The sequence below is a fragment of the Bradyrhizobium sp. STM 3566 genome (genome assembly GCF_045571445.1).
GTDB lineage: Bacteria > Pseudomonadota > Alphaproteobacteria > Rhizobiales > Xanthobacteraceae > Bradyrhizobium > Bradyrhizobium vignae.
Genome location: NZ_CP120692.1, coordinates 2,293,809 through 2,305,767, shown reverse-complemented (window position 1 = coordinate 2,305,767; position 11,959 = coordinate 2,293,809). Strand labels below are relative to the sequence as shown.

Sequence of the window (11,959 nt, the reverse complement as noted above, 5' to 3'; positions counted from 1 at the left end):
CGTTCCACTGCCACTCCTGAAACTTAATCCTCCGCCTTAGTTGCAGCGCCGTCAAGGGGAACCTGCGCGCAGACGGGGTCTCAAGGGCGCACCGAAGCCGCTGAATTCGCTACTGCAAAATCAAAATCTTCGCCTCCGTGCGCTGTCGAGCAAAACGGCTTCCCTCTTGGGCAAGTTTCCCTATGACGAAGTCGTTAGTGATTGCGGCAGGAACAACAAGAACGGGCCGCTCCCGCACGTGGACCCGTGGCTCTCATCAGGAGGAGGAAACAGCACAGCATCGTTTCTGGTCCCAATCGTGACCGCCCTGCACGAGCAGACGCCGGACGAGAAGCCCGGCGATTCAGCAATGCTTCGGAAACAATAAACGAGACCAACGGAGGAATAACTATGCGCAAGGTGCTACTGGCGACCTATCTCGGCTCTGCGGCGGCTCTCGCCGTCGGCAGCGCTTCAGCCAATGACGAGCTGATAAAGATGTCGCAGAACCCGAAGGACTGGGTGATGCCGGCAGGTGACTATGCCAACACCCGCTATTCCAAGCTGAACCAGATCAACGCTCAGAACGTCGGCAAGCTCCAGGTCGCGTGGACGTTCTCGACGGGCGTGCTGCGCGGCCATGAAGGCGGCCCGCTGATCATCGGCAACGTCATGTACGTCCACACGCCGTTCCCGAACAAGGTCTACGCTATTGACCTTTCCAACGAGAACAAGATCATCTGGAAGTACGAACCGAAGCAGGATCCGAACGTCATTCCGGTCATGTGCTGCGACACGGTCAACCGCGGCCTCTCCTACGGCGACGGCAAGATCATCCTGCATCAGGCCGACACCAACCTCGTCGCGCTCGACGCCAAGACCGGCCAGGTGGCCTGGTCGGTGACCAACGGCAATCCGGCGAAGGGCGAGACCGGCACATCGGCTCCGCTGGTCGTGAAGGACAAGGTCCTGGTCGGCATCTCCGGCGGTGAGTTCGGCGTGCAGTGCCACGTCACCGCATACGACCTCAAGAGCGGCAAGCAGGTCTGGCGCGCCTATTCCGAAGGTCCGGATGACCAGATCAAGTTCGATCCGGCCAAGACGATGTCGCTCGGCAAGCCGGTCGGAGCCGACTCCAGCTTGAAGACCTGGCAGGGCGATCAGTGGAAGATCGGCGGCGGCTGCACCTGGGGCTGGATGTCCTTCGATCCCGCTCTGAACACGGTGTACTACGGATCGGGCAACCCCTCGACCTGGAATCCGAAGCAGCGTCCAGGTGACAACAAATGGTCGATGACCATCTTCGCGCGCGACGCGGACACCGGCACGGCCAAGTGGGTCTACCAGATGACGCCGCACGACGAGTGGGACTATGACGGTGTCAACGAGATGATCCTCACGGATCAGCAGATCAACGGCCAGCCGCGCAAGCTGCTGACTCATTTCGACCGCAACGGCCTCGCCTACACCATGGACCGCGAGAACGGTGAACTGCTGGTCGCCGAGAAATACGATCCGAAGGTGAATTGGACCTCCGGCGTCGACATGAACAAGAGCTCTCCGACCTATGGCCGCCCGAAGGTGCTCGACGCAGCTTCGACGGACAAGGCGGGCGAGGACGTCAACGTGAAGGGCATCTGCCCGGCCGCGCTCGGCACCAAGGACGAGCAGCCGGCAGCCTACTCGCCGGATACGCAGCTGTTCTACGTTCCGACCAACCACGTCTGCATGGACTACGAACCGTTCAAGGTGAGCTACACCGCGGGCCAACCCTATGTGGGCGCGACGCTCTCGATGTATCCGCCGCAGGGTGAAAGCCACATGGGCAACTTCATCGCCTGGGACGGCAAGACCGGCAAGATCGTCTGGTCGAACAAGGAGCAGTTCTCGGTCTGGTCGGGTGCGCTCGCAACGGCCGGCGGCGTGGTGTTCTACGGCACGCTCGAAGGCTACCTGAAGGCGGTCGATGCCAAGTCCGGCAAGGAGCTCTACAAGTTCAAGACTCCCTCCGGCATCATCGGCAACGTCACCACCTATGAGAACAATGGCAAGCAGTACGTTGCCGTGCTCTCCGGCGTGGGCGGCTGGGCCGGCATCGGTCTGGCGGCAGGTCTGACCGATCCGACCGCAGGTCTCGGCGCCGTCGGCGGCTACGCGGCCCTCAGCAACTACACGGCGCTCGGCGGCACGCTGACCGTGTTCTCGTTGCCGAACTAGGCCTCGCTCAGCATCGCTCCGGCGCGTGGAATCACCTCCACGCGCCGGGCCGTCTCCACCGAACGCCTTCGAGGAAAACTCTCTTGCGTAAAATCTGCTCTGTCGTTGCTGTGATGATGATCTTCGTTGCGTCCGGAGGCGTAGCGGTCGCGGAGGGTCCGGGCGACCCGACCGCGGTGAAGAAGGAAGATGACGGGAAGTGGCTCGATAAGGAGGGAAATCCCACCTACAAGATTTCGGCCGACGGCACCGTGGACTGGTTCACCTATTCCGGATACCGCCGCTATCACTCGGACTGCCATGTTTGTCATGGCCCCGACGGCATGGGCTCGACCTATGCCCCGGCGCTGAAGGATTCGCTGAAGACGATGAGCTATGGCGACTTCCTCGGCGTCGTCGCCTCCGGCCGCAAGAACATCTCGACGGCCTCCGAGAACGTGATGCCGGCCTTCGGCGATAATCCGAACGTCGCATGCTACATGGACGATCTCTACGTCTATCTGCGCGCCCGCTCCACCGAAGCATGGGGCCGGCAGCGTCCCTCCAAGAAGGAGGAGAAAACGGAGGCCTACACCAAGGCGGAAGACGCCTGCATGGGCAAGAAATGAACGCTACGAGGACTGCCGAGACTACCTCTTGGCGCCCTGCGAGAATCTGAGGAGTTCTAAGATGAAGACACGTGCCGCCGTTGCTTTCGAAGCCAAGAAGCCGCTCGAGATCGTCGAGGTCGATCTGGAAGGCCCGAAGGCCGGCGAAGTCCTGGTCGAGATCAAGGCGACGGGCATCTGCCATACCGACGCCTACACGCTCGACGGCTTCGACAGCGAGGGAATCTTTCCGTCGATCCTGGGACATGAGGGAGCGGGCATCATCCGCGAGATCGGCCCGGGCGTGACCTCGGTTAAGCCGGGCGATCACGTCATCCCGCTTTACACGCCCGAATGCCGGCAGTGCAAAAGCTGCCTCAGCCAGAAGACCAATCTCTGCACCGCGATCCGCGCGACGCAGGGCAAGGGCGTGATGCCTGACGGCACCAGCCGCTTCTCCTACAAGGGCAAGCCGATCTACCACTACATGGGCTGCTCGACCTTCTCGAACTTCACCGTGCTGCCCGAGATCGCGGTTGCCAAGATCCGCGAGGACGCACCGTTCGACAAGAGCTGCTACATCGGCTGTGGTGTCACCACCGGGGTCGGTGCCGTGGTCAACACTGCCAAGGTCACGCCGGGCTCCAACGTGGTCGTGTTCGGCCTCGGTGGCATCGGCCTTAACGTCATCCAGGGCGCGAAGATGGCCGGCGCCGACAAGATCATCGGTGTCGACATCAACGACTCCAAGGAGGAATGGGGCCGCAGGTTCGGCATGACCGACTTCGTCAACCCGAAGAAGATCACCGGCGACATCGTTCAGCACCTCGTCGGCCTAACCGATGGCGGTGCCGACTACACCTTCGACTGCACCGGCAACACCACCGTGATGCGCCAGGCGCTGGAAGCCTGCCATCGCGGCTGGGGCACTTCGATCATCATCGGCGTCGCCGAAGCCGGCAAGGAGATCGCCACCCGCCCGTTCCAGCTCGTCACCGGGCGCAACTGGCGCGGCACGGCCTTCGGCGGCGCGCGCGGGCGCACCGACGTGCCGAAGATCGTCGACTGGTACATGAACGGAAAGATCCAGATCGATCCGATGATCACCCACGTGCTCAAGCTCGAAGAGATCAACAAGGGTTTTGACCTCATGCATGAGGGCAAATCCATTCGTTCAGTCGTCGTGTACTAGCTCGAAAGCCATCACACCAAGGAGGATCGACCCATGACTGTTGCACTCCATCCCTCGATTGACAACGGCATCAAACAAGGCACCGGCAGCTTTGCCGGCGGCACGCTGGTCTGCAAATGCAACGACCATCCGGTCAAGGTCGGCATCAAAGGCGACGTCGCGCACAATCACGCCTGTGGCTGCACCAAATGCTGGAAACCGCAGGGCGCGATCTTCTCCGTCGTCGCCGTGGTCCCGCGCCAGAACGTCACCGTGCTCGAGAACGGCGATAAGCTCCAGATCGTCGATCCCTCCGCGGTGATCCAGCGCTACGCCTGCAACGCCTGCGGCACGCACATGTACGGCCGGATCGAGAACAAGAACCATCCGTTCTATGGCCTCGATTTCATCCATCCCGAATTGTTCCAGGAGCAGGGCTCGCAGGCGCCGCAATTCGCCGCCTTCGTCTCCTCGGTGATCGAATCGGGCGTGAAGCCCGAGCAGATGGCCGGCATCCGCTCGCGGCTCAAGGAGATCGGCCTCGAGCCTTATGACTGCCTGTCGCCGGCGCTGATGGACGCGATCGCGACGCATGTCGCGAAAGCCAAAGCCGCCTAGGCAGCCTGCCTGAGCTGGCTGGGCCGCCGAGCCCTTGGCCAGACCTTTTGCGGCTCGCTGGCGCCTATTGCCACCCGCGAGCCGCACGGGTCCCCGGTCCGGGACCACCGCGGCGATGCCGCCGTTTCTGCACCACGCATATGTGAGGGCCATCAGCTCCTCAGTCCTGGTCTCTGAATGACTGCGCAGGGCCGTCTGCTTCCGGCTTGAAGTTCGCGGTGCTTGCGTTCTCCCTCCCTCGACTGAGGCATCCTGCTTCGTCCGCAGTCTTCCTGGCGGACGAAGCCTTTTTCGCGCCGGTTTCGTAAGCACGCGGCATGAAGCCGCGCCCAGCTTTTGACAAACCATCGATGCAATCTTTTCCCGGTGAGAACACTCGGCTGTGAACGCCGGGCCGGAGCGGTCTCTGCTACGATCGCGCCGTCACGATGCCGCGCGAACTACAATCAATTAAGAACAAAACGGGAGGTATCGAGCATATCCAGACATCGCCATTGGTGTTCCTGCCACGTTTCGGGATTTGCCCGCGCGGGATCACGGCAGGATGTGGCGAGACGATGCAAGAACCGTCGCCGACCGGCGACGAGGACTTTGAATTTAGCATGCTTATGAAGAGCGAGGGACGATCATGATCAAGGTAAAGATCAACGGCCAGGAACAGAGCTGGGACGGCGACCCGGATCTCCCGCTACTCTGGTTCCTGCGTGACGAGGCCGGGCTGACCGGCACCAAATACGGCTGCGGCCAGGCCCTGTGCGGTGCCTGCACCGTCATCGTCGACAAGGAAGCGGTTCGCGCCTGCGTCACGTCGGTCAACGACGTTGCCGGACGCGAGGTCACCACGATCGAGGGATTGCACCCCAACGGCGATCATCCGGTGCAGAAGGCTTGGCGCCAGGTCAACGTGCCCCAATGCGGCTTCTGCCAGACCGGCCAGATCATGCAGGCCGCAGCCCTCTTGATGGACAACCCAAAACCCTCGCATGACCAGATCCGCGAGGCGATGTCCGGCAACATCTGCCGCTGCGGCTGCTACCAGCGCATCGAGAACGCCGTCCATCTCGCATCGACGGGAGTGTGACATGAATTTCATCGACAATCCCCGCAAGCTTCGCGGCTTCGAAAAGAATATCGGGATCCAGAAGGTCTCGCGCCGCAGCATCCTGAAGGGGCTCGGCGTCACCGGCGGCTTCGTGCTCGCCGCCCCCGTGATGTCGCGCCAAGCGCTCGCCTATGAAACCGGTGCCGGCAAGATGCCTCACGGCGTCGTGGTCGATCCGCGCGTGTTCGTTTCGGTCGGCCAGGACGGCATCGTCACCATCATCGCGCACCGTTCGGAAATGGGCACCGGCGTGCGCACCAGCCTGCCGCTGATCGTCGCCGAGGAGATGGAAGCCGACTGGTCCAGGGTCAAGGTGCAGCAGGCCCATGGCGACGAGGTCAGGTTCGGCAACCAGGACACCGATGGCTCACGCAGCACGCGGCACTATTTGATCCCGATGCGCCAGATCGGCGCCTCCGCCCGCACCATGCTGGAGCAGGCCGCTGCAAAGCGCTGGGGCGTGCCGGCGACCGAGGTCAAAGCCGTCAATCACGAGGTCGTTCACAGCGCCAGCGGACGCAAGCTCGGCTTCGGCGAGCTCGCCGCCGATGCCGCCAAGGAATCGGTGCCGAGCATTGAAAGCCTCAAGCTGAAGGATCCCAAGGACTTCCGTTATCTCGGCAAGGGACAGGTCGGCATCGTCGATCTTCACGACATCACCACCGGCAAGGCGCGTTATGGCGCGGACGTTCGCTTGCCTGGCATGAAGTATGCCGTGATCGCGCGCCCGCCGGTGACGGGCGGCAAGCTGGTCTCGTTCGATCCGGACGCGGCGCTGAAAGTCCCCGGCGTCGAGAAGGTGATGCAGGTGCGCGGCTGGCCATGGCCGTCGAAGTTCCAGCCGCTCGGCGGCGTTGCCGTGATCGCGCGCAACACCGGCGCGGCGATCAAGGGACGCGACGCGCTGAAGCTGGTCTGGGACGACGGTCCGAACGGCAAATACGACTCGGTCGCCTACCGCAAGGAGCTCGAAGAGGCCTCGCGCAAGCCCGGCCTCGTGCTGCGCCAGGAGGGCGATGCGGAGGCTGCCCTCAAGAGCGCCGACAAAGTGATCGTCGGCGAGTACTACATCCCGCATCTCGCCCATGTCGCCATGGAGCCGCCGGTGGCGGTTGCCGACGTCAAGGGCGACAAGGCGGAGATCTGGGCGCCGGTGCAGAGCCCGGGCGGCACGCGCGAGGACGTCGCCAAGACGCTCGGCATTCCCGAGGACAACGTCACCGTCAATGTGACGCTGCTCGGCGGTGGGTTCGGCCGCAAGTCCAAATGCGACTTTGCGCTCGAAGCCGCGCTCTTGTCGAAGGAGCTCGGTGCACCGGTGAAGGTGCAGTGGACGCGGGAGGACGACATCCACAACGGCTTCCTGCACACCGTCTCGGTCGAGCGGATCGAAGCCGGTCTCGACAAGAACGGCAAGGTGATCGCCTGGCGCCACCGCAGCGTGGCTCCCAGCATCGCCTCGACCTTTGCCGCCGGCACGGTGCATCAGGCACCGTTCGAGATCGGCATGGGTCTCGTCGATATGCCCTTCGAGATCGCCAACATCTCCTGCGAGAATCCGGAAGCAGCCGCACATACCCGCATCGGCTGGTTCCGCTCGGTCTCGAACATCCCGCGTGCCTTCGCCGTGCAGTCGATGGTCGCCGAGATCGCGCAAGCCACCGGCCGCGACCAGAAGGACATGCTGCTCGAGCTGATCGGCTCGCCGCGCATCGTCAAGCCCAACGTGAAGGACCTGTGGAACTACGGCGAACCCCAGGACAGCTACCCGATCGACACCGCGCGCCTGCGCAAGGTGGTCGAACTGGTCGCCGAAAAGGGCGAATGGGGCCGTCAGGTGCCGAAGGGCCACGGCCTCGGCATCGCCGTGCACCGCAGCTTCGTCAGCTACATCGCAACCATCATCGAGGTTGCCGTCGACGACAAGGGCAAGCTGACGGTGCCTCGGGTCGACACCGCGATCGACTGCGGCACCTATGTCAACCCCGAGCGCATCGCCTCGCAGATCGAGGGCGCGGCGATCATGGGGCTCAGTCTCGCTAAGTACGGCGAGATCACGTTCAAGGACGGCAAGGTACAGCAGAAGAATTTTGACGACTTCCAGGTCATCCGAATGGACGAGTCCCCACTGGTGACCAACGTCTACATCGTGCCGCCCGGACCCGACACGCCGCCGAGCGGCGTCGGCGAGCCCGGTGTTCCCCCGTTCGCACCGGCCCTGATCAATGCGATCTTCGCCGCGACGGGAAAACGCATCCGGTCGCTTCCGATCGGCAAGCAATTGGAGGCATAGGGCATGATCCGGAAAAGTGGACACCGGTTTTCCGGATAGATCATGCCCAACCAAGGGAGCGCGATAGATGTCTATCGCGCTTCGGAACACAAGCGGCCTCGCGCCGTTTGCATCGATCTGACAGGAGCAGATCGATGACCAACATCTCCAAGGCGCTCGCAGTCTCGCTGTCGAGCGCCTTTCTTTTGACCACCACTGGTGCGTTTGCCCAGACCAACACGACGCCGCCGACGACCGCCACGCGGCCGACAGCGCCCGATCAGAACTCGCTTCCCAACGCCAATGCCCCGCCCGCTTCGACCACCCAGACCACGGGGCAGCACAATCCGGACCCGAAGGTTCGCGAAATGAACCAGAAAGAGAAGGGCAAGGTGGAGCGCGAGGGGAAGTAGGCTTTGCAGGCAGCGCCCTTCAGCGCCGTTATGGCCACGGTCCACATCCTCGCCGGTGCCAATTGATGTACCCTCTCCCCCTGTGGGCCTCCCTGTGGGAGAGGGCCGCGAGGCTGGGTGCCACGATCTCGCTTGGGTGAGGGGTTTGCCTCCGCAACAACGGGTCGCACTCGTTACTCGCGGAGAAAACCCCTCATCCGGCGCTTCGCGCCACCTTCTCCCACATCCGCCTTCGCCAGGGCTTCGGCGGACATGAGGGGAGAAGGAAGACAGCGCGCCACAGCAAAAATGCGGCGGACGTTGCCGTCCGCCGCATTCGCCACCCCCCGGCTGCTCCGCTTCTTTCGATCCGCCCGCGGAGCTATTTCTGCGGAGCTATTTCTTCAGTGCGAAGACCCAGATGACGCCGCCCTGCGGCACATTGGCTTCGATGCCGATATTGTTGGTCACGAGCGCATCCTGGATGCGCTGTGCATCCACACCCCATCCCGACTGGATCGCGATGTACTGCGTGCCATCGATCTCGTAGGACACCGGCATGCCCATGATGCCGGAGTTCGTCTTCTGCTCCCACAGCAGCTCGCCGGTCTTGGCGTTGAAGGCGCGGAAGTTGCGGTCGTTGGTTCCGCCGGCGAAGACGAGATCGCCCGCAGTCGCCGTTACCGAGCCAAACAGCTGCGATTTCGGGAAGTTGTGCTGCCACACCTTCTTGCCGGTGGCGGGATCCCAGGCCTGAAGCTCACCGAAATGATCCGCGCCAGGCTTCGCCTTGAGGCCGATGTCCTCCGGCTTGGTGCCGAGCCAGAGCTCGCCAGGCTTCAGCGCGACCTTCTCACCGGTGAAGCCGCCGCAGAAATTCTCGTTGGCGGGTACGTAGACGAGACCGGTTTTCTGGCTGTAAGCCGCTGACGGCCAATCCTTGCCGCCCCAAAGCGAGGGGCAGAACTCCACGCGTTTACCGAGGACCGGCTTGTGCGCGGGATCGACGATCGGCTTGCCCGTCTCGGGTTCGATGCCCTTCCAGACGTCGGTGGAGACGAACGGCCAGCCGGCGACGTAGTTGATCTTGGTCGGTGTCCGCTCGAGCACCCAGAAAATCGCGTCGCGTCCCGGATGGACCAGACTCTTGATGTTGCGGCCATCGCGCTGCAGGTCGATCAGCATTGGCGCTTCGACCTCGTCCCAGTCCCAGGAATCGTTCTGGTGATACTGGTGATGGGTCTTGATCTTGCCGGTGTTGGGATCGAGCGCGAGCACCGATGATGTGTAGAGATTGTCGCCGGGATGCGAGTCGCCGGGCCAGGGCGCGGCGTTGCCGACGCCCCAATAGATCGTCTTGGTCTCCTTGTCGTAATTGCCGGTCATCCAGGCCGAGCCGCCGCCGTTCTTCCAGTCGTCGCCCTGCCAGGTGTCATGGCCGGGCTCGCCTTCGCCCGGAATGGTGAAGGTGCGCCACAGCTCCTTGCCATCCTTGGCATCGTAGGCGGCGACATAGCCGCGCACGCCGAACTCGCCGCCGGAGCCGCCGACGATGACCTTGCCGTCGACGATGAGCGGCATCAGGGTCATGTACTGGCCCTTCTTGTAGTCCTGCACCTTGGTGTCCCACACCACCTTGCCGGTCTTGGCATCCAGTGCGACGACGTGATCATCCGTCGTGGCAAGGTAGAGCTTGTCCTCCCAGAGGCCGACGCCGCGGCTGGTCGGATGCAGCTGGAACAGATCATCGGGGAGCTGCCGCTTGTAGCGCCAATATTCGTCGCCGGTCTTGGCGTTCAACGCGATCACCTGCCCCATCGGGGTCGCCACGAACATCACGCCGTTGTTGACGATCGGCGGCGCCTCGTGGCCTTCGATGACGCCTGTGGCAAAGGTCCAGACCGGTGTGAGGTTTTTCACGTTGGAGGTGTTGATCTGGTCGAGCGGGCTATAGCCGTGCCCGTCATAGGTGCGCCGGTAGAGCATCCAATTGCTTGGCTCCGGATTTTCCAGCCGCTGCGCGGTGACCGGAGAATAATTCTCGATCGGACCCGACACGGCGGCCGTCGAGGCGAGGCAGGTGAAGGCGACGAAGCCGGACAGGTACCATTGCTTCCTGGTCATGGACGTTCCCCTTTTTCATCCGTTTGAATTCTTGTGAATTCTTGTCGTTCGTCCCGTCGTCCGCCCATCGGCGGAGGCGGCCTCTCGTGACGCGGGCAATGGCCCGTACCATCCATCATCCTGGCTGCGCGGCACCTACCTTTCCGATGAAGTTGCCGGCGACGCTCAGCGAACCGTCAGCGAGCGCCAACGGCAGCGCTGCAAGCCGTCGCGGCGCCGGCCCGAACACGACCTGCGCGCCCGCGCGGGGATCGTATTCGGAGTTGTGGCACATGCACTTGAGCACCTCCTTGTCACCGACATCGCTCTTCACCCAAGCGGTGACCGGGCAGCCCGCATGCGAGCAGATCGCGGAATAGGCGATGATGCCGTCGACGGCCCGCGCGCGGGTCTTCTCGTCGAGCTCGGCGGGATCGAGTTTGATGATCAGGATCTCGTTGAGCCGTGAGGCACTGCGCACCACCGCTGTGTTGGGATCCTTCGGCCAGGCATGAACCGGCGGTCCGCCCGCCGTCAGATCGGCCGCAGTGATGAGTTTCCCTTCCTTGTCGCCTTCGGAAAAGACGAGCAGATCGCCTTTCTGCGGCCGCTCGTCGGAGCCGGGCGGATCATCTGCACGCGCGTGGGCGGAACAGCCGAGACATGCGGTGGTCGCAAGCGCACCCAGCAGCAGGATTCGTCGCGTCTGCCTCGTGCCTGCGTCAACGTCGGGTTCCGCAGGACCCTCGGAGAACGAGGAATTGGGATCGAACGATGCACAAACCATACGCGCTAGCAGGCGCTGGAACTCTGCCGAAAAGAAGGCGAAGAATTGGCGCCGCAATGCATCAATGTGGCTTTGCTCGCGTGGATTGAACGAGAACGACCGCAAAGCGAGCGCGTTTTCGCGAATTCCATATCGGAATGCGCGAACGGCATGATGATTTTGCAGATCAGCCCGACGATGTAGGAATTGGTGCAACGCGCCAATCACCGGCGACGCGAGCCGCGCGTTTTTCAGCAGGCATTCTGTCACGACCTGAGCACGTGACGCGGCGAAGCGATGCGGCCCGCAACAGTTGCCGATGCCATTTCAAAACTGTCGGCGATACGACGCGCCTTGTCGATGAACAGCGCAGCCGCCGCCGGCGGACAGACTTCGCGCGCGGTCTGTTCGAACAGGTCGAGCCAGCGGTCGAAATGGCCGCCAGCCAGGCTCAGCGGCAGGTGCGTCCGCATCGGCGAGCCGTGATAGCGACCGCTCATCAGCACGACCGACGACCAGAAATCCCGGAGCTTGGCGAGATGCTCGTCCCAGTTCTGGACGATCGCAAAAACCGGACCAAGCAGCGCGTCCTCGCGCACGCGCCCGTAGAAGCGCGTGACCAGTTCCCCGATCATCTCCTCGGTGATCCCGGTGCGCTCGATCGCGTCCTGAGTCAGCAGGTTCCGCCGCGCAGCCGCCGCCTCGCGTTCGGCCTTCAATCGATCCGACATGTCCTCTCTTGTCCGTCTGTT

General features: G+C 63.0%; 10 protein-coding genes. 7 read left to right on the top strand and 3 right to left on the bottom strand.

Going from position 1 to position 11,959, the window contains the following annotated elements:
- Nucleotides 1-390 precede the first annotated feature (390 nt).
- The 7 genes from xoxF5 to P6U27_RS10850 all read left to right on the top strand — a co-directional run bounded on the left by xoxF5 (nucleotide 391) and on the right by P6U27_RS10850 (nucleotide 8,359).
- The gene (gene xoxF5, locus P6U27_RS10880; protein ID WP_122402176.1) at nucleotides 391-2,196 is read left to right on the top strand and encodes a lanthanide-dependent methanol dehydrogenase XoxF5; all 1,806 of its coding nucleotides are present in this window, start codon (nucleotides 391-393) and stop codon (nucleotides 2,194-2,196) included.
- 116 nt (nucleotides 2,197-2,312) lie between these two features.
- Nucleotides 2,313-2,804 (top strand): c-type cytochrome, methanol metabolism-related, encoded by a 492-nt coding sequence (locus tag P6U27_RS10875; protein ID WP_122406534.1) that lies wholly within the window; start codon nucleotides 2,313-2,315, stop codon nucleotides 2,802-2,804.
- A 61-nt stretch (nucleotides 2,805-2,865) separates the two neighbouring features.
- On the top strand, nucleotides 2,866-3,975 hold the full coding sequence (locus P6U27_RS10870) for an S-(hydroxymethyl)glutathione dehydrogenase/class III alcohol dehydrogenase (RefSeq protein ID WP_209296135.1): 1,110 nt from the start codon (nucleotides 2,866-2,868) through the stop codon (nucleotides 3,973-3,975).
- A 33-nt stretch (nucleotides 3,976-4,008) separates the two neighbouring features.
- On the top strand, nucleotides 4,009-4,572 hold the full coding sequence (gfa, locus tag P6U27_RS10865) for an S-(hydroxymethyl)glutathione synthase (RefSeq protein WP_407194026.1): 564 nt from the start codon (nucleotides 4,009-4,011) through the stop codon (nucleotides 4,570-4,572).
- A gap of 628 nt (nucleotides 4,573-5,200) precedes the next feature.
- Nucleotides 5,201-5,653 carry a (2Fe-2S)-binding protein gene (locus tag P6U27_RS10860; protein ID WP_129144513.1) on the top strand — a complete coding sequence of 151 codons (453 nt, stop codon included), beginning with the start codon at nucleotides 5,201-5,203 and terminating at the stop codon, nucleotides 5,651-5,653.
- Between the two features lies 1 nt (nucleotide 5,654).
- Nucleotides 5,655-7,967, top strand: a complete 2,313-nt coding sequence (locus P6U27_RS10855) for a molybdopterin cofactor-binding domain-containing protein (protein ID WP_407194025.1) — start codon at nucleotides 5,655-5,657, stop codon at nucleotides 7,965-7,967.
- 134 nt (nucleotides 7,968-8,101) lie between these two features.
- Nucleotides 8,102-8,359 carry a hypothetical protein gene (locus tag P6U27_RS10850; RefSeq protein WP_129144514.1) on the top strand — a complete coding sequence of 86 codons (258 nt, stop codon included), beginning with the start codon at nucleotides 8,102-8,104 and terminating at the stop codon, nucleotides 8,357-8,359.
- Nucleotides 8,360-8,734: 375 nt separating this feature from the next.
- Here P6U27_RS10850 and P6U27_RS10845 read toward each other — a convergent pair whose 3' ends face one another.
- From P6U27_RS10845 to P6U27_RS10835, 3 genes are all read right to left on the bottom strand, one after another.
- Nucleotides 8,735-10,462: a methanol/ethanol family PQQ-dependent dehydrogenase gene (locus P6U27_RS10845; protein ID WP_122402170.1), complete on the bottom strand. Its 1,728-nt coding sequence runs from the start codon at nucleotides 10,460-10,462 to the stop codon at nucleotides 8,735-8,737.
- A gap of 115 nt (nucleotides 10,463-10,577) precedes the next feature.
- Nucleotides 10,578-11,228, bottom strand: coding sequence for a ubiquinol-cytochrome c reductase iron-sulfur subunit (locus tag P6U27_RS10840; RefSeq protein WP_407194024.1), 651 nt, complete (start codon nucleotides 11,226-11,228; stop codon nucleotides 10,578-10,580).
- Between the two features lie 245 nt (nucleotides 11,229-11,473).
- Nucleotides 11,474-11,938, bottom strand: coding sequence for a group III truncated hemoglobin (locus P6U27_RS10835; protein WP_129144516.1), 465 nt, complete (start codon nucleotides 11,936-11,938; stop codon nucleotides 11,474-11,476).
- Between the last annotated feature and the right edge of the window lie 21 nt (nucleotides 11,939-11,959).